Origin of the sequence: Arthrobacter sp. SPG23, assembly GCF_000876655.1 — a bacterium.
Classification (GTDB): Bacteria; Actinomycetota; Actinomycetes; order Actinomycetales; family Micrococcaceae; genus Arthrobacter.
On record NZ_JYCN01000002.1, the window covers coordinates 26,247 to 52,379 of the forward strand.

Genomic DNA, 26,133 nt, shown 5'->3' on the forward strand with positions numbered 1-26,133 from the left:
GGTCTCTTACTTCCCGATCGTGGCGTTCATGGTGGTGATGAACTGGTCCGGGCTGATCTTCTTCAGGAAGATCTGGTCCAGGTTCGACAGCATCGCATCGCCCTGTGCCGGGCTGAGGGCCTGGTCCCAGGAGAGCGTGAAGTTGGGCGCGTTCTTGGCCATGCCGTAGACGAAGGTCAGGAAGTCCTTGTCCGGGGAAGCTTCGAGTTTGCTTTCGATACCTGTGACCACCGGCACGGCTCCCGAGCTGATCAAAGCGTCGGTGTTGGCGCCAGTGAACATGCCGTCCTTGACGTAGTCCAGGGCGGCCTTCTTCTGCGCGTCGGTGGCTTTAGCCGAGATGGACCAGAAGTTGGAAGGGTTGCCCACGACGTTGGCCGGGTCCCCCTTGCCGCCGGAAACGGTGGGGAAGGTGGTGTAGCCGAGCTTGCCGCTCTTGACGAAGTCGGCGGCGTCCTTCTTCATGCCCTGGTAGATCCAGCCGCCCTGAAGGATCATGGCTGCCTTGCCGGTATACATCAGTGCCTGGTCGGCGTTGCTGTCAGCGGCAACGGACGAGAAGCCGTTAATGAACCCGCCGGCGTCCACCAGTTCCTGGATTTTGGTCAGCGACTCTTTCACGGCAGGATCGGACCAGGCTCCGGGCTTGTCGGCTGCGATGTTTGCGAAGACGTCGGGGCCGCCAATACGCTCAACGAGGTACTCAAGCCACATCAGATCCGGCCACTTCGACTGTCCGCCGAGCGAAAACGGCGCGACGCCTGCTTCCTTGAACTTCGGCACGAGGGCCATCAGCTCCTCCCAGGTCTTGGGCGGCTGCGCACCGACCTTGTCGAATACTTCCTTATTGAAGTAGAGGACTACCGGCTGGACGTTGTTGTTCGGCAGGGCGTAGGTCTTGCCATCCACTTCGCCGTTCTTCAGCACGGACGGAAGGTAACGGTCCTTCACTCCCGGGTTGTCCTTGACGAAGCTGGACAGGTCCTCCACCTGACCGGCATCCACATAGGACTTCAACACTCCGCCGCCCCAGCCATAGATGAACGTGGGACCTTCGCCGGCGCCGACGGCGGTTCGGACCTTGGTTTTGTAAGCATCATTGGCAAAGAAGTCCAGTTTGATCGACTTGTCCGGATTCGCCTGGTTCCAGTCGTCCACCGACTTCTGCAGTACCGGCTGGTTACCGCCGGTAAGGCCCCACATGCTGGCAGAGTCACTGCTGGCGTTTGACCCGGCAGGACCAGAAGAACCGCAAGCGGCGAGGCTTAGTGCCACTCCGGCGGCGGAAACTGCCAAGGCTACCGAGCGCAACTTTCGAATTTTCATTTCGTTTCCGTTCATCGTCCGGGCTCAACGCTGGGTCCCGGTAACGTGTGACGAGGGCCAGCCGTTCTCTGCTTCGAGGCGGAGTGCCCTGATCAATTGGTCCGTGGTCGCACTGACAATCTTCGAAACATTTCGAAACCTTGCGACCGGTGAAGCAAATCTAACGGTGGCCCGGATCACAGTCAAGGAATTTCTTGCTCGGTTTTGCTGCTTATCCACCCCGCCTGGTTGACGATGCCCAAATCGGAAGTCAAGATAAGAGCAAGCGAAATGTTTCGATAAGACGGGATTATTCCTTGGTCATGAACGCGCGTGTGGAAAAGACGACCCTCGCAGCTGTCGCCTTGCAGGTCGGGGTCTCAACCCCCACGGTCTCCAAGGTGGTGAATGGCCGTGAGGACGTGGCGCCGGAAACGCGCGCCCGCGTTCTTGCCGCTCTGGAGCAGGCGGGGTACCAGTCGCCACTGCAGCGCCGCTCCGCCACCAAGGCCGGCACGGTGGTTGAGGTGGTTGTCGACGTGCTCACCGCGGCCTACACGGTGGAGGTCCTGAACGGGATATTGCAGTTCGCCGCTGGAGCCGATGTTGAAATCCTGGTGAGCGCCACCGGTCCGGCAACCTCAAGGCAGAGCAACCCGGAGCGCCGCGCCCAGCGAATCATAGACGAGGGCCGGGCGGGAATGATAGTGGTGACATCAGCCTTCAGTGAGGCTCAACTGCACGCGTTCCGGCGCCGCCAGGTTCCCGTCGTCGTGATCGACCCGCTCAATCCGCCCCCGGCGGACGTGGTCAGCGTAGGAGCGACGAACTGGGCAGGCGGCAAGGCGGCAACGGAGCACCTGTTGGAGTTGGGGCACCGGAGGATCGCCTACATTGGCGGCATAGAGCGGGCCGAGTGCAACCAGGCAAGGCTGCACGGCTACATGGCCGCGCTGGCGGCTCACGGCGTACCGGTCGACCCCCGGTACGTCATTTCCGGCGGCAGGTTCCGGCGAGACAGCGGAACGGCCGGGCTGAAGGCACTGCTCAAACTTGATCAACGGCCCACAGCCATCTTTGCCGCAAGCGACAGCATCGCACTGGGCGTCTTGAGTGAAGCAGCCCGTCAGGGTATCAGGATTCCGGAAGACATGAGCCTCATTGGCTTCGATGGGACAACCCAGGGTGAGGAGTCTGTCCCGGCCCTAACCTCCGTGGCCCAGCCGCTGGAGGAAATGGGGCGGGCTGCATTGCGGGCATTGCTCCGCCAGGCGCGCGGGGAGGTTCTGGACTCCCGGCGCGTCGAACTGGCCACGCAGGTGATTGTCCGTGACTCCACGGCTCCGCCGGCGGCCTGAGTTCACCTTCTCAAAAGGGAAGAACCCGCGGAGTCTTCTCGAAAGGGAAGAACCCGCGGAGCGGACCCCTGGCCGTCAACCAAAATGGCGTCGGACCAGGGGCCGGGCGGGTGCGCCGATCCGGTCAGGCAGGCTGCACTGTCTTGCTGGCCGGCGTCACCTCACGCTGCGCCGCCTGCGCGTGCGCGTGCGCCTGTGCCTGCCTGCCGAGCCAGTGCGCGCTTTCCTTTGGGGTCCGTTCCTGCGTGGTCCGGTCCACCGCGATGAGGCCGAACTTCGGACCGTAGCCGAAGATCCACTCGAAGTTGTCGAAGGCCGTCCAGGCGATGTAGCCGCGCACGTCTAAGCCGTCAGCCAGGCAGGACGCCACGCCGGCTACCGCTGTGCGGAGGTAGGCCACGCGCTGGGCGTCGTCGTCAGTGGACAGGCCGTTCTCCGTGACCATGACAGGAATCCCGGCGATTCGGGCTGCCTCGCGGATGGTCGCTTCGAGGGCCTCAGGGTAGATTTCCTCGCCCATCTGGTTGGTCTCGGCCCCCTCGGGAGCGGGTACAACGCCGTCCGGCCCGAACACCGTCCGGCCGTACGTCTGGATCCCCACGAAGTCGTCGCCGCGGGAAGCCACCAGGAAGCGTTCGTTGACCTCACGACGGATCCGGTCCGCCCGGTCCTGTCCGCCATCGGCTGCCTGGATGTCAGTGTTGGCCAGGGTCCAGCCGACCTGGAGTTCCGGACGGATTGCCTTGATGGCGGCCGTGCCCTCGCGGTGTGCTGCGAGCTTGATATCGAAGCCTGCCTCGGAAACCGTGAACTGGAACGGTGCCACGCGGCTCGGATCGATCCCGAGCCGGTCTGCCGCGGCCGCCCACATCGGCACTTCTCCACGTTGCTCGGCGGCCTCCCCGCCCAGGCCGAGTTCCTTCAGCAGCCACGGGAGGTTGGCTTCGTTGAGGGTGCAGGCCACACCGATCAGGTCGCCGAGGTGCCTCATGGCGCGGTCGCAGTAGCGGGCGAACAGTCCGGGCGTCCGCGAATCCTCCCAGCCGCCGGCCGCCAGGAGCCACCGGGGCGACGTGAAGTGATGGAATGTGACCACCGGGGTAAGCCCGTGCTCGTGGCAGGCCTCCAGCACGCGGCGGTAGTGGTCGAGCTCCGCCACCGAGAAACAGCCTTCTTCGGGCTCGATGCGTGCCCACTCCAGCGAGAAGCGGTAGCTGGTGAACCCCAGGCCGGCGATCAGGGCGATGTCCTCGCGGTACCGGTGGTAATGATCCACAGCGTCCCCGGACGGTTCGGCGAAGATCGTGCCGGGGAGCCTTTCCAGGAACCAGCAGTCACTGTTGACGTTGTTTCCTTCGACCTGGTGGGCTGCCGTGGCGACGCCCCAGAGGAAATCCTGCGGGAAGGCAAAAGAGTCGGTCATCTGGTTCCTTTCGATGCAAGCGCCAAGCGGCTGTGCATGGGCTGACTGTCCATCCTCGGCGGTCGAGCCGGTCGGCGGGACCGGCACTTTCATTAGTTGGAAGACTCCTCGCCGAAGCACCTGGTCCGCCAAGCGCCTCCTCCGTGACGGCCACCACAGAAGTATTTCAACCAATGAAATCCTCGTGTCTCCAGCAAACAGCCGCCACTGATGCTTGAGGGGAGCCGGCGGCCACACGCCTGGCCCCCACAACTGCTTCCCTCCGTTGTCACATCAGAATGCAAAGGCGCACTACATGAAACTTCTGAACTCCACCGCACGCGGGAGCTCCGCCGTACTGGCCGGAGCGCTCCTCCTGGGATCATTGACCGCCTGCGGCGGCTCCAGCCAGGCGACTGCCAAAGCGGACACCAGCAACCTGACGCTCGCCATCGATAGCGATTCTGCCTCGTTCGGGTTTGATCCGCTGCGTGTTGCCGACGCCCAGCGGCAGTTCTTTGAAGGCCTTTACGACAACCTCATGACCCTGCAGCCGGACGGATCCGCCGGTCCAGGCCTGGCCAAGGAGTTCAGCTACAACGCGGACAACACCGTCCTGACGCTTACCCTCAAGGAGGGAGTCACCTTTACGGACGGGTCCACCCTGGACGCAGCCCTGGTCAAGGCCAACTTTGACCGCCGCACGGATCCGGCGCTGAGTGCCTACTCGGCGGTCGCCAAGGGCGGCGCCCAGGAAATCACCTCGGTTGACGTCGTCAGTCCCACCCAGGTCTCCCTCACGTTTGCGAAGCCCCAGCCGGGTTTTGAAAAGAACCTCACTGCCACCATGGGCATGATCGTCGGCAAGACCGGCGTCGCGGACACCGCCGGCCTGGCCGCCACCCCGGACGGCTCCGGCCCGTACACCCTGGATCCCTCCACGGTGAAGGGCAACAAGTACGTTCTGGTCAAGAACGACAAGAGCCCGGACGCTTCAAAATACGCCTTCAGCAAGGTCACCTTCAGCGTCATCCAGGATCCCCAGGCGCGTGCCAACGCCCTCGTCTCCGGCCAGGCCGACGTCGCCATGCTCACCTCCCCCACGGTGGACTTCGCAAAGTCCAAGGGCCTCGGCGTCTCCCAGATCGGTGGAACCCTGCACACCATGGTCTCCTTCGACAAGACCGGAAAGACCGCCCCGGCCTTCGCCAGCGAGAAAGTCCGCCAGGCGTTCCAGTACGCCATCAACCGCCAGTCACTGGTGGACGCCCTGCACAAGGGTGACATCCCCGCTTGGAACGCCCTGCCCAAGGATTCCGCCGGCTTCACCGAAGAGCTGAACACCAAGTTCGCCTATGATCCGGCGAAGGCCAAGAGCCTCCTGGCCGAGGCCGGCTACAGCGACGGCTTTGAGTTCACCATTGTTGGCAGCGCTGAAACGCAGACGGACCTGCAGGCCGTCCAGAAGGACCTGGCCGCCGTCGGGATCAAAATGAACGTCAAGATGGCCGCCTCAACGGATGAAGCCTTCGCGGCAGTCGCCACCACACCCCTCGGCTACGCCGCGCTCGGCTGGGACAACCCGGTTGGCCTGATGTACGGCGTGGTCCTGAACGGTTTCACCAATGTGCAGAAAGCCACCGATGAGCAGCTGACGGCCGCTACCGGCGAGGCCGCAGCCGCTAAGGACGACGCCGCGAAGAAGACCGCCCTCACCAAGCTCAACACCCGCCTGGTGGAATCCGGCTGGATGATCCCGCTCTACGAGTCACTCACCAACCAGGGCTACAACACCAAGAAGATCAAGCAGGTGGAGTTCGCCGGTACCAACGCCTACCCGCTGCTCTCGTCCTACAAGCCGGCCAGCTAATACCCGGCCAGCTACTCACCGGCCCTGCCGGGGCTGCCCTCCATGCAACGGAGGGCAGCCCCGGCAGGTCCTGACCGATGGAGGTCACCATGGCACTATTCATTTCCAAGCGCCTGCTGATGGCGCTCGCCACCGTGCTGGTGGTTGCGGTGCTGGCATTCCTGCTGGTGCACGCAATGCCAGGCAGCCCCGGAGCTGTTTCGCTCGGAGCCGGCGCGTCCCAGGAGGCCATCGACGAGGTCAACCAGCGCCTCGGCTGGAATGATCCACTGCTGGTCCAGTTCTTCGGCTGGCTGGGTGGTGCGGTCCAGGGCGATCTCGGGATCTCCCTCATCGACGGCCGCTCCGTGTCCGCTGACCTGGCCAACCGGCTCCCGGTGACCGCGTCGCTGGCAGCCGGAGCGACAGGGCTGAGCGCTGCGCTGGGGATCGTCCTCGGCGTGACCGCCGCAGTCCGGGGAGGCATTGTGGACCGGATCGTTGGCGGGATCTGCGGTCTGGCAGTAGCCCTGCCGTCCTTCTGGATCGGCATCATCTTCGTGTACCTTTTCGCCGTCCAGTCCTCGGTCTTTCCAGCCACCGGCTACGTTCCCTTCGAGGTTTCCCCGCAGGACTGGGCCATGTCCCTGGCGCTGCCGGTGATCACCCTGGCCGTGGGCGGTGCGGCGTTCATCGCCCGTCAAACCAGGGCTTCCATGCTTGAGGCGCTGCAGCAGGAACATATCCGTACGCTCCGTGCCACAGCCACGCCCGCTTGGAAGATCCTCTACGTCCACGCCCTCCGCTACGCCAGCCTCCCCATCGTGGCCGGCATCGCCCTGCAGTTCATCGGTTTGTTCGGCGGCTCGGTCATCGCGGAGCAGCTGTTCGCCATGCCGGGCCTGGGCCAGGCAGTCCAGAACTCCGTAAGCACCCACGACGCCCCGTCCGTCCAGGGCGTGGTGGTCATCGCCACTGTTGTGGTGGTGGCTGTGAACCTGGTGCTGGAACTCGCCACCAAGTTCCTCGACCCGAAGTTGCGTGCCTCATGATCCCCTCCGTCGCTCCCGCCCCGCTCCAGCGCAAGAACGCCCTCGCCCGGTTCTCCGCCCACCGCCTCTTCGCCTCCCCGGGCGGCGTGGCAGGCGTCATCTGGCTGGCGGCCATCGTGGCCGCATCGCTGACAGCCCAGTGGTGGCTGCCGTACAAGACCGAAGACCAGGACTTCACCGCCGTGCTGTCCGGCCCCACCGCGGCCCACTGGCTCGGCACGGACGAACTCGGCCGGGACCTCCTGAGCCGTATTTTCGCTGCCGCCGCGGGCACCCTCGGAACCTCACTGATCACCGTGATTGTCGGCGTCGGGCTTGGAACGGTCCTGGCGATGCTGGCGGCCGCCGCCGGCGAACGCGTTGAGGCGGTCATCAGCCGCGTCACCGAAATCATGATGTCCCTGCCCGGCACGGTGATCATCCTGGCCGTCATCGGCGCAGTGGGGACCAACATTCCGCTGATCATGGCCATCCTGGGCGTCCTCATCTCCGCCGGCATCTACCGCGTGATGCTCGGCCAGGCGAAGTCCCTCCAGTCCCAGCTCTACGTGGACGCCGCCAAGGTTGACGGCGTCAGCACGCCGGGCATCAGCCTCCGTCACATCCTGCCCGGACTGACCAACACCATCGTGGTGCAGTCCGCCCTCATCTTCGCCGTCGGCATGCTCATCCAGGCCGGTCTGGCGTTCATCGGCTTCGGCCCGCCCATCCCGCAGCCCAGCTGGGGCGGCATGATCCAGGGCGCGTCCCAGCACGTCTACGATGCCCCGTGGCTGATGGTCCCCACCGGAGCCGTGCTGGCGTTGACTGTCCTGGCCGCCAACGCGATCGGCAACGCCCTGGGCAAAACGCCCAACGCCACCTCCTCCCACCTGCCGTCAGCGGCGGCCCGCCGCCGGCGCGCCAGTGTTGTGGCTGCAGTCGGAGCCGCCCCCGTGGCTGCCGCGGGGACCCACGACGCAGCGGCCAAGGGCCAGTTGAGCGTCCGCGGACTCTGTATAGGGGTCGACGGCGGAACTCCGCTGGTCACGGACGTCTCGTTCGACGTCGAGCAGGGGACCGTGTTGGGGCTCGTTGGCGAGTCCGGTTGCGGCAAGACCATGACCGCGCTGTCCCTCCTCGGACTGCTGCCCTCCGGCGTCTCGGTAACGGGCGGGCAGATCCTGTGGAACGGCAAGAACCTGGCTGCCGCCACGGAACGCGACATGGAAGGCATTCGTGGCCGGGACATCGCGCTGATCTCCCAGGAACCCATGCGGGCCCTGGACCCGATGTTCACCGTGGGCTACCAGCTCACCGCCGCCATCCGGCGGCTCCGGAAAACGGGTAAGGCAGAGGCCCGGAATGAAGCCCTCAGCCTGCTGGAAAAGGTGGGAATTGTGGATGCCGAACGGATCCTCAAGACCTACCCGCACCAGATCAGCGGCGGCATGGCCCAGCGCGTGGCCATCGCCCTGGCCCTCTCGGGCCGGCCGCGGCTGCTGGTGGCCGATGAACCCACCACCGCGCTGGATGTGACGGTCCAGGCTGAAATCCTGTCCCTGCTCCGCTCGCTGGTGAAGGACACCGGCATGTCTGTGGTGATGGTGACGCACGACCTCGGCGTCGTGGCGGATATCTGCGACAACGTCGCCGTGATGTACGCCGGCCAGGTGGTGGAAAGCGGCCGGACCGCCAACATCCTGGACAACCCCCGCCACCCCTACACGCTGGCCCTCCTTGCCGCGGACCCGCACGCCAACTCCGCGGCTGACATGCCTGAACGGCTGGCCACCATCAGCGGCCAGGTCCCGCAGCCCAAGGACTGGCCCGCCGGCTGCCGCTTTGCGGCCCGCTGCCAGTTCGCCGGATCGGCCTGCGCCACCCCGGTGCCGCTGCTGGCCTCCGGCTCCGAGGAGGGACTGGTCCGCTGCGTCAAGGCCGACGAACTGGCCGTGGAAGGCCTGGAGTGGCTTGCCACCGAAGTGCCCACGCACCGAGTACTGAAAATCGTTGAAAAGGACCTGGCATGAGCATCGAGACGGCGGAACGGCAGGACACGGCGGCAGTTGCGCCGGAGCAGCCCATGCTGGAAGTCAAGGACCTGGTGGTCCGCTATGGCCGCGGGCGGAAGGCTGCGGCCGTGCCGGCAGCAGTGGACGGGGTGAGTTTCAGCATCCTCCCCGGCGAGACCGTCGGCCTGGTGGGGGAGTCCGGTTCAGGAAAGTCCACCATCGGCAAGGCGATCCTCGGCCTCCAGAAGAGTGCAGGCGGCACCATCGCCTACCAGGGCGAGGACATCACCCACGCCGGTGCTGCCAAGCGCCGTGCCCTGGGCGGCGAACTGCGGGCCGTCTTCCAGGACCCCAACTCCTCGCTGAATCCGCGGCAGACCGTCGGTGCTTCGCTGGCGGAACCGCTCCGGCTCCGCGGAGTTACTGCCGCGGAGGCGCGGGAGAAGTCCGAAGCCATGCTGGAACGCGTGGGCCTGCCCCGCGAAGCCGTGGACCGCTATCCCAGCCAGTTCTCCGGCGGCCAGCGCCAGCGCATCGCGGTGGCGCGTGCCCTGATTTGCGACCCCCGGCTGGTGGTGTGTGACGAGGCGGTCAGCGCCCTGGACCTTTCCACCCAGGCGCAGGTGCTGAACCTGCTTGCCGACCTCCGGGACGAGCGCGGCCTGAGCTACCTGTTCATCGCCCACGACATTTCGGTGGTCCAGTTCCTCGCCCAGCGGGTGGTGGTCCTGTACCGCGGCCAGGTGATGGAAAGCGGACCCGCGGCCGCAGTGACTGAGGCGCCCAAGCACCCGTTCACGCAGGCCCTCGTGGCTGCCTCACCGGTGCCGAGGCCCGCGGAACAGGCCCAGCGTCGGGCGGCGCGCGAAGCCCTAGGTGTGCGTACTGCCGCCGCCGTGGCGGTATCGCCGGGCGGCTGTCCCTTCAGCCAGCGCTGCCCGCTGGCAACGGAACTGTGCACCTCTGAACGGCCCGCGCTGCGCAAGGTGGGCGCATCCGACGTCGCCTGCCACTACGCCTGAGGAACCCATGTTGACTGGACACTGCGCATCCCGGAATCCCGCCCGCCTTCGGACCAATCATCTGGCAGAAGCCTTCGGCATAACCAACACCGCCCCGCGGTTCAGCTGGACGCCGCCGCACGGCACCGTCCGGCAGACGGCCTACCAGCTCAGCACAAGCAACGGCTGGGACACCGGGCGCGTGGACTCGGACGTGCACGGCTTCGTGCCCTACGGCGGGCCGGCTCTTGGTTCCCGCGACCGCTTCGAGTGGAAAGTCCGGACCTGGAACGTGGGACCGGACGGCACCGAGGCGCTGTCCGGCTGGTCCGAGCCCATGGCCGTGGAGCTGGGCCTCCTGCACCCCGGCGACTGGAGCGCCCGGTGGATCGGCCCCGACGAGCCGGTGATCCCTGCCCCGGCGCAACGCCCGGGCTATGCCCTGCACCGCGACTTTGTCCTGGAGGCCGTGCCGGATGCCGCGCGTGCCTATGCCACGGCGCACGGGATCTATGAGCTGTTCATCAACGGCCAGCGGGTGGGGGACCAGCAGCTCACCCCCGGCTCCACGAGCTACCGCAGCACGCTGCAGGTCCAGACGTTCGATATCGCTCCTTTGCTCCGGCCCGGCTCCAACACCGTGCGTGCCGTCCTTACTGACGGATGGTTCCGCGGTTCCTTCGGGTTCACGCGCGACGCCGACATGTACGGAACGCAGACTGCTTTCCTGGCGCAGTTGGAACTTGGGTCCGGGGGAGGATGGACGGTCATCGGCACCGACGGGTCGTGGCTTGTTTCCGCGACGGAGATCCTCGCCGCGGACCTGATGGCGGGCCAGCGCGTGGACCTCCGGGCGGCGGCTGTCCAGGGTGAAGCAGCCCGGCATGCCGTTCTGCGGGAAGGCAGCTTCAGCACCCTGACCGGTCCGGTGGCGCCGCCCACCCGGATCGTGGAGGAGCTCGCCCCGGTCTCCATCAGCCGCCTCGGCAGCGGCCACCAGATCGTGGACCTGGGGCAGAACATCAACGGCTGGGCCCGGCTCAACCGGCTCAGCGCCGCCGGGACCGAAGTAACGCTGGTGTACGGGGAAGCACTCGACGCCGACGGCGAGGTGACCCGGGACCACCTCCGCCCCATCGACTTCAAGAACCCCGGCCAGTTCCTCGACGCCGGGCAGGTGGATTCGGTGGTCTCCGCGGGCGTGCCAGGCGAGGTGTTCGAACCGCGGCACACCATCCACGGCTTCCAGTTCGTCTCCGTCCGCGGCCTGGCTGACACCCTGCAGCCGGAGGACATCGTCGGCTGCCTGGTGCAGACCGATCTGGAGCGCCTGGGCACCTTCAGCTGCAGCGACGGCCGGCTCAACAAGCTGCACGAAATCGTGGACTGGAGTTTCCGCGGCAACGCCTGCGAGGTCCCCACGGACTGCCCGCAGCGTGAGAAGGCGGGCTGGACCGGCGACTGGCAGCTCTTTGTGCCCACGGCCACGTACCTCTACGACGTGGCGGGCTTTTCGCGGAAGTGGCTCAACGATGTCCGCGCCGACCAGTGGGACAACGGAGTGATCGCCAACATCTCGCCGTCGCCCGGACCCGACGTAACCAGCGCCGAATTCATGGCCTTCACCAACGGGTCCGCGGGGTGGGGAGACGCGATTGTCATGGTGCCCTGGGAGATCTATCTCGCCACGGGGGACACCGGCATTCTCGACGAGAACTGGGACGCGATGAACCGGTGGCTCGGCTTCATCCGTAGCTCCGCCGAGGGGAACCGGCACCCGGCCAGGGCGGCGCTTCGCCCCACCCCCGAGGAACACGAGCAGTACCTCTGGGATACCGGCTTCCATTTCGGCGAATGGATGGAACCGGGCGGTCCGGCGCCGGACCTTTTTGCCTCCCGGTCCATGGACAACGGCATAGTGGCCACCGCGTTCTACCGGCACTCCTCCGCCATCATGGCCGGGATTGCCGCCGTCCTTGGCCGGGACGCCGAAGCCCGCGAACTGCGGGAGCTGTCCGAGAACGTCCGCTGGGCCTGGCAGCACGAATACCTGCTGCCTGACGGAACAGTATCTGACCAAACAGTGCGCGGAGGCACCCAGGCAAACTGCGTGCGGGCGCTCGCCTTCGACCTGGTGCCGGACGCTGCCCGCGACGCCGTCACGGATCAGCTCGCCAGCCTGGTCAGGGACGCGGGCATCCACCTGGGGACCGGCTTCCTTGCCACGCCGTACCTGCTTCCGGCGCTCGCCGACAACGGACAGCTGGACCTGGCGTACGAGCTGCTCATGCAGGACTCCGCTCCGTCCTGGCTGGTGATGGTGGACCGAGGCGCCACCACCATCTGGGAGGACTGGAACGGCATCGGCCCGGACGGCTCCGTCAAAGGTTCACTGAACCACTACAGCAAGGGTGCCGTCGTTTCGTTCCTGCACCGCTACACCGCCGGACTGCGCCAGGCGCCCGGGAGTGCGGGCTGGGAGCGGGTCATCATCGAGCCGCGGCCGGGCGCCGGGCTGACCTCCGCCAGCACCTTGCACTGCGGCCCGCAGGGCCTCATCGAAGTGGACTGGACCATCGACGACGGCGTGCTGGCGCTCACGGCGACCATACCGTCCGGTACCACTGCGGACATCCGCCTGCCCGGTGAGCCGGCCACCGCCGTCGGGCCCGGAACCCATACCTTCGCCGCCGCTTCGGCGCGCAGCGCAGATACCTCACCGGATCTCCTAAGGAGCACACCATGACCCAGGAAACAGGCACCACCACAGCTGCGCCGGCAAGGATGCCCGCACCGCCTCCGTTCCCGGCCTTCCAGGCCCCGGGAACGCCCGAGGAAGTGTCTGAGCACTCCCTGGTGCACCGCGAACTCAGCTATGCGATCGCCGTCGGCTTCCGGCGTTTGGCCATGGACATCTGGCTGCCGCGCACGGCTGCCGGACCCGTCCCGGTGGTGGTGTGGATCCACGGCGGAGCTTTCCAGCTCGGTGACCGCCGCGAACTGCCACCCACCTTTGCCAGGGATTCGGTCTTCCGGCTGCTGAATGAGGCCGGGATCGCGTGCGCCACCGTGGACTACCGCCATGCCCTGGAAGCGCCCTTCCCGGCGCAGCTGCACGACCTGAAAGCCGCCGTCCGGTACCTCCGGGAGCATGCTCGTTCCCTGGGCATCGACCCGGACCGCATCGGTGCCTGGGGCGAGTCGGCCGGCGGACACCTCGCCGCGCTGCTGGGTGTCACGGGGACGCGTGAGGACCTTGAGGGCGGGCTGGGCGTGCAGGGGCATTCCAGCGCCGTGAGCGCCGTCGTCGATTTCTACGGTGTGTCCTCGCTGCCGGACATGCCGGTGATGGATCTGCCCTCCGGCCTGATGTCCGGCGCCCTCGTGGCAGCGGTGCCGCCGGGCATGAGCATGGAGCCCGGCCCCATGCTGGTGGGTGGCAGCGCCGACCCCGCCCTCCTGGCGGCGGCCAGCCCGCTGGGCCACGTCACTGCCGGCGCGCCGCCGTTCCTGTTGATCCACGGTGACAGCGACGGCCTGGTCCCGCTGTCCCAGAGCGAACTACTGGCCGCGGCGCTGACGGACGCCGGTGTCCGCAACGAACTGGTCACCATCCGGGGCGGCGACCACTGCTTCTTCTTTGCCGAAGACCAGCTGGACGGAATCCTCAGCATGGCAGTGGACTTCTTCGTCCGCGAGCTTTAAGTCCGCGAGCTTTAAGTCCGCGGGCTTTAAGGACAGGCCCGACGGCGGACGGTAGCATGCCGCTATGGCTATCGCACGCTTCCCAAGCTTTGTTATTGACTGCCCCGACGCCGGTGCCCTGGCGGGTTTTTACGCTGCCCTGCTGGGCTGGAACACGAAGGTCGACGACGGCTGGACCGAGATCCGCCCCGACGACGGCAGCAGCTGCATTTCCTTCCAGCAGGTGGACGACTACCGCGCGCCTCAATGGCCGGGCCAGGACGTGCCCCAGCAGATGCACCTTGACCTCGTGGTGGCGGACCTGGACGAAGGCGAAAAGGAAGCCATCAAGCTCGGGGCCACGAAGGCGGACGCGCAGCCCGGCACCACCTTCCGTGTTTTCCTGGATCCTGCCGGCCACCCGTTCTGCCTCTGCCTGAGCTGACGGTTCTGTGTAGGCTGACCGTTCCAAAGGTCCATGGACACGGTTTCCAGTCAATGAAACTCCGCTAGCGGGCCTTCGGACCGAACGGCGAGTCTGGAGGAAGTTCCCAGACCACCCGCTACGAATCGAGCCGACGTTGACTCAACCATCCCGCCCCTCCGCCCTCCGCTTTGAACACCACGAGCAGCCCTTTGGCATCGGCGAGGAGCGGCCGCGGCTCTCCTGGCAGGTCACCACCGAAGCACCGGGCTGGGTCCAGACCGCCTACGAGCTGGAGCTCGGCCCCGACGAAGACAGCTTGGCCAGCTGTGGCCGGACCGAATCTGCCGAACAGCTCCTCCAGCCGTGGCCGGCACCGCCGCTGCATAGCCGCCAGCGCGTTGCCGCCCGAGTCCGCGTGTGGGGCAACGACGACGGCCGTCCCTCCGAGTGGAGCCCCGTCACCTACGTCGAAGCCGGGCTCCTGAACCCAACGGACTGGCAGGCGGCCATGATCCGGCCGGCCCGGGACGAAGCGAGCGAGGACACGGAACCCGCCGCCAGACTGAGCCGGACGTTCGAAGTCGCCGGCCCGGTGGCCTCCGCACGCCTCTACGCCAGCGCCCACGGGGTTTACGTCGCTTCGATCAACGGCCGGCGCGTCGGCAGCGACCGCCTGGCGCCGGGCTGGACCAGCTACCACCACCGGCTCCGCTACCAGACCCACGACGTCACGGACTACCTGCAGCCCGGCACCAATGTCATCGGGCTCGAACTCGCCGACGGCTGGTGGCGCGGCTATCTGGGGTTCCAGGACAAGCGCAACACCTACGGTGACAGCACCGCGGCGATCGCCCAGCTGGAAATCGCCGACGACGGCGGCCGGATCACGGTCATCGGAACCGACAGCTCCTGGCTCGCGGGCAGGAGTCCGGTGCTCGGGGCCGATCTCTACAACGGCGAAACGTACGACGCCCGGCTGGAGGACGGCGGCTGGGCGGGTTCCGAGAACGCCGCCCTGGACCCCGTAGCGGTGGAGGACTTCGATGCATCCGTGCTGGTGGCACCGGACGGTCCGGCGGTGCGGGCCACTGAAGAGCTGCCCGTGCGCGCCGTGCTGGGCACGCCGTCCGGGAAGACCATCCTGGACTTCGGCCAGAACCTCGTGGGACACGTACGCCTCCGGGTGAGCGGAGAAGCCGGCACGGAGGTGGTCCTGCGCCACGCCGAAGTCCTGGAACACGGAGAACTGGGCACCAGGCCCCTGCGGGTCGCCAAACAGACCGACCGGTACATACTGCGTGGCGGCCGCGAGGAGATCTGGGAGCCCGAGTTCACCCTCCACGGCTTCCGGTATGTGGAGGTGAGCGGCTGGCCAGGTGACCTTGACCCGGAGGCGTTCACCGCCGTCGTCGTCCATTCGGACCTGGCCCGGACCGGTACGTTCGAATGTTCCGACCCCATGCTGAACCAGCTTCATGCCAACGTTGTCTGGGGGATGCGCGGCAACTTCGTCGACGTGCCAACGGACTGCCCCCAGCGCAACGAACGGCTCGGCTGGACCGGGGACTTCCAGATCTTCGCGGCCACTGCCTCCTTCCTCTACCGGATCCCCGGGTTCACCGCCTCCTGGTTGAAAGACCTGGCCGCCGAGCAGGGAACCGACGGGCCCCCGCCGCTGGTGGTCCCCGAAGTGACGTTCGACAAGCCGCCGTTCCCTGTCCGCCCGGTGATGGCCGCGTGGGGTGACGCGGCCGTGCTGGTTCCGTGGGTGCTGTACCAGCGCACCGGTGACCTGGAGTTCCTGCGACTGCAGCTGCCCGGAATGACTGCGTGGCTGGAGGCTGCTGCCCAGGCCGCCGGACCGGAGCTTAGGTTCGAACAGGGCTTCCAGTTCGGTGACTGGCTGGACCCGGCAGCACCGCCGAACGAACCAGGTGAGGCCCGGACGCCCTGGCAGCTCGTGGCACAGGCCTACCTTGCGTACTCCGCCCGCGTGGCCGGCGAGGCCGCCGAGCTGCTGGGGGAGGACTCCGCCGCCCTTGCTGAGCTCTCGCAGCGGGCCGCCAAAGTATTCCGGGAGCGTTATATATCCGACAGCGGGCTGCTGATGCCGCCTACCCAGACGGCCTACGCTGTGGCGTTGAGCTTCGGACTGCTGGAAGGCGGGGAGGAAGCTGTGGCCGCCGCCGGCCTGGCTGCGGCGGTGGAGGCCGACGGTTACTGCATCGCCACCGGCTTCGTCGGTACACCGCTGGTGTGCGACGCGCTGACCGACCACGGCTATACGACGGCGGCTTACCGCCTGCTGCTCCAGACGGAATGCCCGTCCTGGCTCTACCCCGTGACCATGGGCGCCACCACCATCTGGGAACGCTGGGATTCCATGCTTCCGGACGGCAGCATCAACGAAGGCGAAATGACGTCCTTCAACCACTACGCCCTGGGTGCGGTGGCCGACTGGATGCACCGCAGCCTGGCCGGACTGGCACCGGCTGAACCGGGCTACCGGAAGCTCCTGGTCCGTCCCCGGCCCGGCGGCGGCCTGGGCTGGGCGCAGGCCCGGCACGAGACCCCCTACGGGATGGCCGCGGTCCGCTGGGACCTGGCCGGCCCGGACTTCACGCTGCAGGTGACCGTGCCGGCGGGCTGCACCGCCACGGTGGTGCTGCCCGACGCTGACGCTACGGCCCATGACGTATGTTCGGGGACGCATTCGTTCAGCTGCGTCGCGGCGCTGCCCGACGGCGCCGCCAGGGCACCCGAGCTCGCGGCACGGCCATGACCGTGGATCCGGAGCTGGCCGGCCTCATGCACCATGTGGCCGGCGCCGGCTCCTTCGCCGAGCTCCTGGCGGATCCGTCCGGCCTGCAGCGGCTGGAAGCCTTCAGCGCCGGGACGGCCCCGTATACGGCGCCCGACGTCGCGGTCCGGAGCGAGGACGTGCCCGGCCCCAACGGCCCGGTGCCGGTGCGGATTTACGGCGGGCCGGCGTCGGGCGCTTTCGGTCCGGAAGCTTCCACCGGCTCTCCAATTACAGGCTCTCCAACTACGGATGCGTCCGACGGCGGCGCTGCCGCACGCGGCGCCGGGGGCGGCGGGGGCGGCGGACGCGCAGGCGGGGCACCCGCCCTCGTATGGTTGCACGGCGGCGGTTTCGCCGGGGGCGGGCTGGACATGCGGGAAGCCGACCAGCTGGCGCGGGAAGTGGCCGCCAGGAGCGGCGGGATCGTGCTGTCCGTGGACTACCGGCTCGCCCGCGACGGCGTGCATTATCCGGTGCCGCACGAGGATGTCCTGGCGGCCTGGCTGTGGGCCGTGGAGCACGCCGCGGAGCTGGGTGCTGATCCGCTGACCCTGTGCCTGGGCGGAGCCAGCGCCGGCGGCAACCTGGCAGTCGGGGCTGCCCTGTACCTGAAGGATGCAGGCCGGCAACTGCCCGCAAAACTGGTGCTCGCCTACCCGTTCCTGCATGCGGAGCTGCCGGCATCGGGCGACCCGGAGCCTGCCGGCATGGGGGGTCTTCCGCGGATCCTCCGCTTCACGGCGGACGATTGCCGCGGGATGGTGGAGAACTATATCGGCGGCCCCCTCCTGATGGCATCCTCCTACGCCATGCCCGGGTACGCGGACCCCGCCGGCCTGCCGCCGGCGGCCGTCCTGGTCTGCGAATACGACGACCTGCGCGTTTCCGCCGAGCTGTTCGTTGACGGTCTCCGCTCGGCCGGGATTCCCGTGGAGTGCCGGCTGGAGGCCGGCGCCACGCACGGCTACCTGAACCACTCGGCCGGACTGGGCGTTGTGCAGCGCGGCCTGCAGTTCCTGGCGGACGAAGTGGGCTCCGCGAAGCCGTTCCAATGATTGAAAATTCCCGTTTCCAGCGGGCATTCCGTCCAGCAGGCTTAGGGGAGACGCCGGATCGATCCTGATGCCGGCCATAGCAACGGATGGAGTCGTTGATGACTGCAGGACAAGTCCTGAAGGGGATCGAGTTTTCGCGTCCCGGCGGGTTGCCGTTGCTGCTGGACCTCTACTTGCCGGCGGAGTCCGGACCGGAGGGCGGCTCCCGGGTTACGGTGCCGGCCGTTGTGCATTTCCATGGCGGCGGCTGGCGGGTGGGGGAGCGTTCCTCCCTCGGGCCGGTGACGGACGGTTTTTCGCTGACTCCCTTTGAGCGTGTGGCCGCGGCCGGATTCGTCGTGGTGTCGGCGGACTACCGCCTGTCCTCGGAGGCCGTGTTTCCGGCCCAGCTGGAGGACGCCCTGGCGGCGGTCTCCTGGATCCGGGCCCACGCGGCGGACTTCAACGTCGATCCGGGCCGGATCTACGCCTGGGGAGATTCCGCCGGCGGCCACCTTGCCTGCCTGGTGGGCCTGGGGGCGGACGGTTCGGGCGCCCCTTCCGGCAATGGTGACGACCCTTCCGGCGGTGCGGCGCCAGTTGCCGCCGTCGCCGCCTGGTACCCGCCCACTGATCTGGTACGGATGGGTGCGCAGGCCCTGCCCGACGCCGTCGCAACGGCTGACGACACCGGTTCCCGGGAGGCGCTTCTTATCGGGGCGCAGCCGGCTGAGGCCCCGGACAAGGCAGCCGCCGCGAGCCCGCTGAGCTACGTCGGCCGACACGCGCCGCCGTTTTTCCTGGCCCACGGGACCGCCGACCGGTTCGTCCCGCCGGCGCAGGCCACCACGTTTGCCGCGGCGCTGGAAGCCGCCGGGGCCGACGTCGAACTTCTCCTCATTGAGGGCTCGGACCACATGTGGCTGCTGCCGGACAAAAGCCCGGCCGCAGCACAGAAGGTTTTGGACGCCACCATCGATTTCTTCCGCAGGCAAGCCCAGGCCTCCTGACCCTGCACCTTCTGACCCTGCACCTTCTGACTTCGCACCTCCTGACGTGAACCCAGCCTGACCGGCACTCCGTGTGCCCGGGCTAGACCTGAAAGGCTCCACATGCAGTACATCGGCATCAACTACCGCGGGGAATCCTGGGCAGCTGCCCTGGTGGACTCCCGCGTCTTCCCGCTGGCGCCCGTGGGCGAGTTCTGGGCGGACGCCGCCGGCTGGCAAGACAAGTCTGTCTCGCTGACGGCTGGCAGCTCGCAGCCCGGCGCGCCCGTATCCGCCGTCTCACAGTCCGGCGCCTCACAGTTCGACGACGGTTCGCTGGAGCGCGGCAGCGTCACCGAGGTGCCGCTGGTGCCCGCATCGGCCCGGGTCATTTGCGTGGGCCTCAACTACAAGGCCCACGCCGCAGAAGGCAGCTACAAGGACCAGGACCTTCCCCCGCACCCCACGGTGTTCGGCCGCTGGACGGCCTCGTTGTCGGTGGGAAACGTGCCGGTCCCGGTGCCCGCCGGTGAGGATGGCCTCGATTGGGAAGGCGAAGTGGCGGCCTACATCGGCCGGCGCGTGGAGTCGGCAGACGAGGCCGGAGCGGCTGAAGCGGTCTTCGGCTACTCCACCTTCAACGACCTGACCGCCCGCCGCGCCCAGAAGCTCACCTCGCAATGGACCCTGGGAAAGAACGGCGACTTCACAGGCCCCCTGGGCCCGCTGGTCAGCAGCGACGAAGTAGGCGACCTCCGGGACGGCCTGCAGGTCCGCACCCGGGTGAACGGCACCGAGGTCCAGAACGGCAACACCCGGGACATGATCTTCTCCGTGCCGGCCATCATCTCGCTGATCAGCCAGACCCTCACCCTCCATCCCGGGGACGTCATTGCCACCGGAACCCCGGAGGGCGTGGGGTACGCCCGGACCCCGCAGTGGCTGCTGCAGCCCGGCGACACCGTTGAAGTGGAAATCGACCGCCTCGGCACGCTGACCACTCCGGTCGGCGACATCTCACTCCGCGGCCGTGCCTGATGGTTACCCTGCAATCCGCATCTCCTGAGAAGCTGCCGGAGGAGGTGCAGGTACTGATCTCCGGCGGCGGCCCCAGCGGACTCTTCCTGTCGCTGGACCTGGCATCCCGTGGCATCCCCAGCGTGGTGATCGAACCGCGGACGTCCGTGGATCCGGCCCGGCCCCGCGCCAAGACCACCAACGCCCGCACCATGACGCACCTGCGCAGGCTGGGACTGGCCGACGCACTCCGCGCCGCAGCTCCGCTTCCGGTGGACTACGCCCAGGACGTGATTTTCTGCACCGGCCTCACCGGGCCGGCAGCCCATGAACTGCGGACCTTCAAGCACGCCTTCCAGCTGGTGCCCGGCCGCTACGGTCCGCAGCCCGAATGCGGCCAGCAGGTTCCGCAGCCCGTCCTGGAGGAAGTCCTCCGCGCGGCGGTGTCCGAGGCTCCGCTGGTCACCCTGCTGACCGGGTGGCATGTTGAAGAGGTCGCTGTTCACCCCGAAGCTGCTCTTTCCGGACCAGCTGTGCCCGGAGCTGCTTTTGTCGGACCAGCTGTGCCCGGAGCCGCTGTGCCCGGAGCTGCCGTCGTGGTGGCGGACGGCGCCGGACGTACCCGCACCATCACCGCCGGCTTTGTGATCGGTGCCGACGGCGGTTCGTCCGCCGTGCGCCGCAGCCTTGGCATCCGGCTCGAGGGCGGCTCCGCCGCGCTGTCCAACATCAGCATCATGTTCCGCTCCAAGGACCTGGGCTCCTCGATCACCCTGCCCCCGGCCGTCCAGTACTGGGTGGTGGGTGCGGAAACCGCCGGAATGGTGGGCCGGATGGACCTCGCCGATACGTGGTGGGCCATCATCCAGGGCGTGGACGCCGCCGCAGCAAGCGTGTTGACGGACGCCGCCGCCGTCGCCATGGTCCGCGAACTGGTGGGCGCGGAGGTGGATGTCGAGGTGGTGGCCACGGACCCCTGGACTGCCCGCATGCTCCTGGCCCCCGGCTACGGCCGCGACGGCGTGTTCCTGGTGGGCGACGCGGCGCACCTGAATCCGCCATGGGGCGGCCACGGCTTCAACACGTGCATCGGCGACGCCGCGAACGTGGCGTGGAAGATCGCGGCCAGCCTCGCAGGCTGGGGCGGCCCGGAACTCCTGGCCAGCTACGGGCTGGAACGACGCCCGGTGGCGGCCAGGACCATCCGCGACGCCGCCGCGAACGGCGAGGCCCTCGCCTACCATTTCGCTGATCCGGCACTCCGCAGCGCCGGCGACGACGGCCGCCGGGCCCGGCAGGCGGCCCACGAGGCGCTCGCCGTGAAGCAGAGCGAGTTCGATTCGCTGGGACTGGTGCTCGGCTACGCGTACGGGGATTCACCTGTAGTGGTGCCGGACGGTTCGCCGGTTCCCGCTGAGGACCCCATCCGGTACGTCGCCTCGGCCAGCCCGGGCGCGTTGCTTCCGCACGCCTGGCTGGATGACTCCACCTCCGTCTACAGCCTCCTCGGCCAGGGCTTCACCCTGTTGGCCGACGCCGGCGCCCTGGCCGACGCCGGCGCCCTGGGCGGGGTGCCGGAAGCCCGGGTTTTCGCGCCGGTACTCGAAGCCGCCGCCCGGCAGGGCATCCCCGTGACCGTCACCGCCGTCGGGCCCTCCGATGACGGGACGCCGATGGCCGACCTGTGGGGAGCCGACGCCGTGCTGGTCCGTCCGGACCAGCACGTGGCCTGGCGCGGCAGCGTGCCGGAAGCAGCTGCGGCAGCGCTGTGCGTGGCCGCTGGCTGGGGCAGCTCAGCCGCTATTTCTTCTCAGCACCCGACGCAGTACAACGAGACGCAGTACAACGAAAGGGACTCCCGTGTCAGCGCCGTCATTCCGTGATTTTCTTTTCGCTCCGGACCATCCGCGGGTGGCCGGGATCCGCGGCCTCACTGCCCGGGACTATGCCGAAGCGGCCAAGACCGACTCGTTTGCCGGGCCCATGATCAAAGGCTGGGAGGCGCTCTACCCGGAACCGTTCACAGGAGTAACGAACGACGGCGTGCTCCGCCCGGGGCTGTATCCGCTGGAGCCCGCACGGGCCGGCGAGGAAGCGCCCACGGCGGCAATGGTGGCTGCCGGCCGAAAACTACTGGAGGTGGTCACGCTGCAGCAGGCGTCCCGGTTGAGCTATGCCGTGGACGCCCACGAGTGGCAAAGCTGGGCCAACCCGGAGTTCATGCAGCATGACACCGGGCTGCGGCTGGATGAACTCGATCCGCCTGTCCGCGATGCCGCGCTGGCTGTGGTGGAGGCAAGCCTGAGCCCGGCCGGCTTCGAGTTGGCCAGGAACCTCATGCGGATCAACGGATTCCTCGGGGAACTGGTGGAACTGCCGCTGCTGATGAACGAGTTCAGCTACAACTTCGCCCTGTTCGGCGATCCGTCCGAGACCGAACCGTGGGGCTGGCAGCTTTTCGGCCATCACGTGGCGCTTAACTGCCTGGTGGCGGGCACTCAGCTGGTGATCTCACCGGTGTTCCTCGGAGCGGAGCCTGATGTCATCGACACCGGTCCGCACCGGGGCGTCAAAGTCTTCAAGGACCGTATCGCGCTGGCCCGGCAGCTGATGGGGGCGCTGCCTGACGGGCTCCGGGCTGCCGCCACGGTCTATGGCTCAATGGTGGATCCGATCATGCCCGAAGGACGGATCCACCCGGGGGACGAGCGGCACCTGGGCGGCTGCTTCCAGGACAACCGGGTGATTCCCTACGAGGGCATTCCGGTCAGCTCCATGCCGCCCGGGGCCCGGGCAGTGCTGGATGATCTGGTGGAGGACTTCATCGCCTACCTGCCGGACGGGCCCAGGGCAGCGCGGCGCAGGGAGATCCAGGAGCACTACGGTGAGAGCTGGTTCAGCTGGATCGGCGGCTGGGACGGCCAGGAGGCCTTCTACTTCCGGCTGCAGAGCCCGGTGGTGCTGATGGAACTGGACCACCACACCGGCGTCTTCCTCAGCAACGACGAGCCTGCGCCGTTCCACATGCACACCGTCCTGCGCACGCCCAACGGCAACGACTATGGCCGCGAACTGGTGCGCCAATTCCCATCGATTGCTCCGTAACCGCCCTTTTGGGCATCGAAAAGGGCGGCTACGGAGCAATCGACGGCCCTCGGACCTCACAGACAATGGCCCGGACTTCCTTTCGGAGGTCCGGGCCATTGTGTTGTCCGGTGTAGCTATCCTGTCAGGTGAGGGCGTTTTGCCTGGTGCGGCGGTTTGCCGGGTGCGGCCCGGCTCAGATATCCAGGGCCGCCCGGCGCTGCGGCGGCGGGCCAACCACGGTGAGGTCCATCTCGGCCTGGGCGCGGCCGAACCCTTCCATGTCCATGTACGGCGCGCCGCCTTCGGTGTACATGTAGTCCTCGGTGGGTTTGTTGAAGTACTCAAAGAAACCGTTGAAGACCGACGGCGTCAGGAAGCCAACCATCTGGGTGTTGTGCGAATCGAACGCGAAGGAGTGGACGGTGCCGGCCGGGGCGTGCAGGAAATCGCCCTTGGTCAGGAGTACCTCGCGGCCGTTGGCGTAGAGCCACATCCGGCCCTCGGTGCACAGGAAGTTCTCGGTGTGCTCCGAGTGGAAGTGCAGCGGAATGTACGGGGACTTGGCTCCCTTGGTATGCACCGCGAAGTAGTTCGAACCGGTGTTAGCCGGCCGGGAGAGATAGGTGAACATGGTCTGGTAGCTCACCAGGCGCTCACCTTCGCCGGCGCTGAGGAAGTACGGGCTCTGCGTGGCAGGAAGGCTGGCGTCCTGCTGGAAGGAGGGTGCCACCCGTTCCACGTCCGGAAAACTGATGCCGAATTCCGCGCCAACCTCGGCTTGCTGCTGGGCGCTGCGATTGTGGCCCGCACGCACCGGCGGGACGTGCGAATCGATGGGGGTGCCGACGCGTTCGTAGTATGCCTCGGCGCCGCCCGGGGTCATCCAGTTCAGGAAGCGGGTGTAGTGGCTTGCCATCCGGTAGGCGTGCGGCGTTCCGGGCGGGATCACCACGGAATCACCTGGAGTGAGGATGCGGCTCTCACCAGGCAGCCAGACATGCAGGATGCCGTCGAAAACGTACAGGGTCTTGTGCTCCACCTTGTGGCTCACGAAGGGGGATTCGGCCCCCATGCCGCCGGAGATATAGGCGGCACTGAAGATGCCTCCGGTGTCCGCCGCGCGGGCGATGACGGTGACCAACTGCCCGTTGATTTCGTACCGGGCACCCTCCCCGGAAGCCATGTAGTAGGGGACAGCCTCGCCGGGCAGCGCGTTCGCCACCGGGAGTTGTTTGTTCATTTCCTCAACGCTGAGGGACATTGGTTCCTTCTTTCCAGTCCGGAGCTTCGCCGTGGCGTGGTCACCAGCATGCCTTCAAACCCGCAGTCCAGGCGTCAGGGTTTCCAATGAGTGAAATACATTTCGGCACGCCGGTAGACCAGGGCAGGATCACTCGAGCCTGAAGTAGTTGTTTCGTCGCGGGTGTTGGCGTGGGTCGATGTGGGGTGGCGGGATGAACCAGGGGATCCCGGTGTTGACCTGGATCTGCCACTGCTCTTTATGGATCAGGTGGTGGTGATGGGAGCAGAGCAGGGTGCCGTTCTCTGTGCTGGTGGTTCCGCCGTGTGACCAATAGGTGATGTGGTGGGCTTCGCACCAGGGTGCCGGGATGGTGCAGTTCGGGAAGGCGCAGCCCTGGTCGCGGGCGGTGATGGCTTTGCGGATGTGGGGCGGGAAGATCCGTGTGGTCCGGCCGATATCGAGGATGCGGCCCTCGCTGCCGAGCAGGACCGGGATGATGTCCGCGTCGCACGCGATCTTCCGGACCGTGGCGGCGGTGACGGGGCCCGTGAAGGTGAATGAGCCCGTGCCAGGGGTTCCGAGGCGTTCGAGGAGGTCGCGGTAATCGATGGTGACCATGACCTGAGGGCGGAGACCGCCCGCCGCGGGGAGGTTTCCGGTGGCGAAGGCGACTTTGGCGGCGCCGACCAGGCCGTCCAGGAGTTGCTGGGGCCGGGTCCGCAGGTCCAGATCACCGCCATTAACGGTTCCGTCGTTGCCTTCAGCCGTTCCGGGGCGGGTGCGGGGGTTGGTGGCGGTGTTCATCACGGTCAGGAGGGGCTCGTACTGGTCCTGGGTGGCGAAGATTTCCACGTGGTACAAACCCCGCCGGGGCTTCCGGATGAAGGCGCCCTGCCGGTGCCGCAGTTCCTCCTCGGAGGGTTCTGTGCCGTCCTGGTCGATCGCGTCAACCAGTTGCCGGGCAATCCTGGCGACGAAATCGGTGTCGTTCTCCGCGGCTGTGCGGGTCAGGGTGTGTTCCATCCGGGCCATGGTGTCTTCGGGGGCGTGGTGCCGGACCCGGTCCAGGGCGAGCGTGATGATGGTCGCGGAACGGGAGCCCACCAACCCGGACGTCACCGCCGCGGCCAGCACAGGCCGTTCCGGAGGTTCGGGGTGGCCGGTGATCCCGGTGCGGGGCAACACCGCCTCGGCCAGGGCGAGGCGGCGGCGCGCTTCCGCGGCGCTGATCCGCAGCCGGGCGCGGAGGAACTCGGTGGTGTTCCGGCACCCGTCATCCGCCGGATCCGGATTGTTGGTCTTCGGCGTCTCGGGGCTCGTCTCGGTGCTCGTCCCCGAGTCCGCAGCCGCCTCCGTTCCCTGCCCGCCATCCGCTGGACTGGCTTGCCCGGTAGCCCAACCAATCGGCCCATGCACAGCCGTCTCGCCGCCCCACCCGGTGGTCCAGCCCACCGCCGCCCCCGAGCCGGCCCGCGCAGCAGCGGAAGCCTCCCGCCGCGTCCGGTCCACAGCCCCGGCAGCAACCACCTGCAAATATTCAGCGGCCCGGGAAATCTCCTCGACGTTGGCCGCGAAGTCAGCAGCCTCACGGAAGCGCATCACCGCAGCGTCCGCCACCGCCGTCGAACTCAAAGACACCAGCAGCGCACGGCACCCGGCCAGATCACCGGAACCCCCGCCGTCGGACGCTAGAGCCCCAGGCGGCTGCGGCCCGGCGGGCACACTCCGCAAACCGCGAACCGACCCGGGCGAAGCAGCTGGCGCGGGCGAAGCAGCGGCGGGCAGCCTGGTCCACCGCAACGCCCCTCCTGCTGCACGTTCCCCCATAACTTCCATGGGATAACTCTGCCGCGGGGGTGTGACAATTTAGCCCTGCCGCCCTGGCGAG

General features: G+C 67.5%; 18 protein-coding genes. 14 read left to right on the top strand and 4 right to left on the bottom strand.

Features of this window, described 5'->3' with window-relative positions:
• Window positions 1-6: 6 nt before the first annotated feature.
• Window positions 7-1,203, bottom strand: a complete 1,197-nt coding sequence (locus tag TV39_RS01000; RefSeq protein ID WP_235347230.1) for an extracellular solute-binding protein — start codon at window positions 1,201-1,203, stop codon at window positions 7-9.
• A gap of 425 nt (window positions 1,204-1,628) precedes the next feature.
• On the opposite strand from TV39_RS01000, the gene TV39_RS01005 reads away from it, so the two are divergent.
• Window positions 1,629-2,663 carry a LacI family DNA-binding transcriptional regulator gene (locus TV39_RS01005; protein ID WP_043477087.1) on the top strand — a complete coding sequence of 345 codons (1,035 nt, stop codon included), beginning with the start codon at window positions 1,629-1,631 and terminating at the stop codon, window positions 2,661-2,663.
• A gap of 124 nt (window positions 2,664-2,787) precedes the next feature.
• Here the strand turns inward: TV39_RS01005 and TV39_RS01010 are convergent, their stop codons facing one another.
• Window positions 2,788-4,086, bottom strand: coding sequence for a glycoside hydrolase family 1 protein (locus TV39_RS01010; RefSeq protein ID WP_043477089.1), 1,299 nt, complete (start codon window positions 4,084-4,086; stop codon window positions 2,788-2,790).
• Window positions 4,087-4,381: 295 nt separating this feature from the next.
• Between TV39_RS01010 and TV39_RS01015 the strand changes: the two genes are divergently transcribed.
• The 13 genes from TV39_RS01015 (at window position 4,382) to TV39_RS01075 (ending at window position 23,020) form a co-directional block, all read left to right on the top strand.
• Window positions 4,382-5,935: an ABC transporter substrate-binding protein gene (locus TV39_RS01015; RefSeq protein WP_043477091.1), complete on the top strand. Its 1,554-nt coding sequence runs from the start codon at window positions 4,382-4,384 to the stop codon at window positions 5,933-5,935.
• Between the two features lie 77 nt (window positions 5,936-6,012).
• Window positions 6,013-6,966, top strand: a complete 954-nt coding sequence (locus TV39_RS01020) for an ABC transporter permease (protein WP_043477093.1) — start codon at window positions 6,013-6,015, stop codon at window positions 6,964-6,966.
• On the top strand, window positions 6,963-8,978 hold the full coding sequence (locus TV39_RS01025; RefSeq protein ID WP_052500448.1) for a dipeptide/oligopeptide/nickel ABC transporter permease/ATP-binding protein: 2,016 nt from the start codon (window positions 6,963-6,965) through the stop codon (window positions 8,976-8,978). Before TV39_RS01020 ends, TV39_RS01025 begins: the two co-directional genes overlap by 4 nt.
• Window positions 8,975-9,982: an oligopeptide/dipeptide ABC transporter ATP-binding protein gene (locus TV39_RS01030; RefSeq protein WP_043477095.1), complete on the top strand. Its 1,008-nt coding sequence runs from the start codon at window positions 8,975-8,977 to the stop codon at window positions 9,980-9,982. Before TV39_RS01025 ends, TV39_RS01030 begins: the two co-directional genes overlap by 4 nt.
• Window positions 9,983-9,992: 10 nt before the next feature.
• Window positions 9,993-12,707 carry an alpha-L-rhamnosidase gene (locus tag TV39_RS01035; protein ID WP_235347232.1) on the top strand — a complete coding sequence of 905 codons (2,715 nt, stop codon included), beginning with the start codon at window positions 9,993-9,995 and terminating at the stop codon, window positions 12,705-12,707.
• Window positions 12,704-13,666 (top strand): alpha/beta hydrolase, encoded by a 963-nt coding sequence (locus TV39_RS01040; protein ID WP_043477108.1) that lies wholly within the window; start codon window positions 12,704-12,706, stop codon window positions 13,664-13,666. The genes TV39_RS01035 and TV39_RS01040 overlap by 4 nt, the downstream gene beginning before the upstream one ends.
• A gap of 64 nt (window positions 13,667-13,730) precedes the next feature.
• Window positions 13,731-14,090 (top strand): VOC family protein, encoded by a 360-nt coding sequence (locus TV39_RS01045; RefSeq protein ID WP_043477111.1) that lies wholly within the window; start codon window positions 13,731-13,733, stop codon window positions 14,088-14,090.
• A gap of 136 nt (window positions 14,091-14,226) precedes the next feature.
• Window positions 14,227-16,854, top strand: coding sequence for a glycoside hydrolase family 78 protein (locus TV39_RS01050; protein ID WP_144406264.1), 2,628 nt, complete (start codon window positions 14,227-14,229; stop codon window positions 16,852-16,854).
• The gene (locus tag TV39_RS01055) at window positions 16,851-17,930 is read left to right on the top strand and encodes an alpha/beta hydrolase fold domain-containing protein (protein WP_043477117.1); all 1,080 of its coding nucleotides are present in this window, start codon (window positions 16,851-16,853) and stop codon (window positions 17,928-17,930) included. The genes TV39_RS01050 and TV39_RS01055 overlap by 4 nt, the downstream gene beginning before the upstream one ends.
• 98 nt (window positions 17,931-18,028) lie before the next feature.
• Window positions 18,029-18,919: an alpha/beta hydrolase gene (locus TV39_RS01060; RefSeq protein ID WP_043477120.1), complete on the top strand. Its 891-nt coding sequence runs from the start codon at window positions 18,029-18,031 to the stop codon at window positions 18,917-18,919.
• Window positions 18,920-19,021: 102 nt separating this feature from the next.
• Entirely contained in the window at window positions 19,022-19,936 is a 915-nt protein-coding gene (locus TV39_RS01065; RefSeq protein ID WP_043477123.1) for a fumarylacetoacetate hydrolase family protein, read from the top strand.
• On the top strand, window positions 19,936-21,798 hold the full coding sequence (locus TV39_RS01070; protein ID WP_043477126.1) for an FAD-dependent monooxygenase: 1,863 nt from the start codon (window positions 19,936-19,938) through the stop codon (window positions 21,796-21,798). Before TV39_RS01065 ends, TV39_RS01070 begins: the two co-directional genes overlap by 1 nt.
• Window positions 21,776-23,020, top strand: coding sequence for a DUF3500 domain-containing protein (locus tag TV39_RS01075; protein ID WP_043477129.1), 1,245 nt, complete (start codon window positions 21,776-21,778; stop codon window positions 23,018-23,020). The genes TV39_RS01070 and TV39_RS01075 overlap by 23 nt, the downstream gene beginning before the upstream one ends.
• Before the next feature lie 175 nt (window positions 23,021-23,195).
• Here TV39_RS01075 and TV39_RS01080 read toward each other — a convergent pair whose 3' ends face one another.
• Together TV39_RS01080 and TV39_RS01085 are read right to left on the bottom strand one after the other, a co-directional pair.
• On the bottom strand, window positions 23,196-24,263 hold the full coding sequence (locus tag TV39_RS01080) for a quercetin 2,3-dioxygenase (protein WP_043477132.1): 1,068 nt from the start codon (window positions 24,261-24,263) through the stop codon (window positions 23,196-23,198).
• Window positions 24,264-24,392: 129 nt separating this feature from the next.
• The gene (locus tag TV39_RS01085; protein WP_043477135.1) at window positions 24,393-26,081 is read right to left on the bottom strand and encodes an HNH endonuclease signature motif containing protein; all 1,689 of its coding nucleotides are present in this window, start codon (window positions 26,079-26,081) and stop codon (window positions 24,393-24,395) included.
• Window positions 26,082-26,133: the final 52 nt, after the last annotated feature.

Bases quoted from the DNA above. Each gene is read 5' to 3' on its own strand.
- TV39_RS01000 (WP_235347230.1), bottom strand. From the start codon at position 1,203: ATGTGGGGCCTTACCGGCGGTAACCAGCCGGTACTGCAGAAGTCGGTG.
- TV39_RS01005 (WP_043477087.1), top strand. From the start codon at position 1,629: ATGAACGCGCGTGTGGAAAAGACGACCCTCGCAGCTGTCGCCTTGCAG.
- TV39_RS01010 (WP_043477089.1), bottom strand. From the start codon at position 4,086: ATGACCGACTCTTTTGCCTTCCCGCAGGATTTCCTCTGGGGCGTCGCC.
- TV39_RS01015 (WP_043477091.1), top strand. From the start codon at position 4,382: ATGAAACTTCTGAACTCCACCGCACGCGGGAGCTCCGCCGTACTGGCC.
- TV39_RS01020 (WP_043477093.1), top strand. From the start codon at position 6,013: ATGGAGGTCACCATGGCACTATTCATTTCCAAGCGCCTGCTGATGGCG.
- TV39_RS01025 (WP_052500448.1), top strand. From the start codon at position 6,963: ATGATCCCCTCCGTCGCTCCCGCCCCGCTCCAGCGCAAGAACGCCCTC.
- TV39_RS01030 (WP_043477095.1), top strand. From the start codon at position 8,975: ATGAGCATCGAGACGGCGGAACGGCAGGACACGGCGGCAGTTGCGCCG.
- TV39_RS01040 (WP_043477108.1), top strand. From the start codon at position 12,704: ATGACCCAGGAAACAGGCACCACCACAGCTGCGCCGGCAAGGATGCCC.
- TV39_RS01045 (WP_043477111.1), top strand. From the start codon at position 13,731: ATGGCTATCGCACGCTTCCCAAGCTTTGTTATTGACTGCCCCGACGCC.
- TV39_RS01055 (WP_043477117.1), top strand. From the start codon at position 16,851: ATGACCGTGGATCCGGAGCTGGCCGGCCTCATGCACCATGTGGCCGGC.
- TV39_RS01060 (WP_043477120.1), top strand. From the start codon at position 18,029: ATGACTGCAGGACAAGTCCTGAAGGGGATCGAGTTTTCGCGTCCCGGC.
- TV39_RS01065 (WP_043477123.1), top strand. From the start codon at position 19,022: ATGCAGTACATCGGCATCAACTACCGCGGGGAATCCTGGGCAGCTGCC.
- TV39_RS01070 (WP_043477126.1), top strand. From the start codon at position 19,936: ATGGTTACCCTGCAATCCGCATCTCCTGAGAAGCTGCCGGAGGAGGTG.
- TV39_RS01080 (WP_043477132.1), bottom strand. From the start codon at position 24,263: ATGTCCCTCAGCGTTGAGGAAATGAACAAACAACTCCCGGTGGCGAAC.
- TV39_RS01085 (WP_043477135.1), bottom strand. From the start codon at position 26,081: ATGGAAGTTATGGGGGAACGTGCAGCAGGAGGGGCGTTGCGGTGGACC.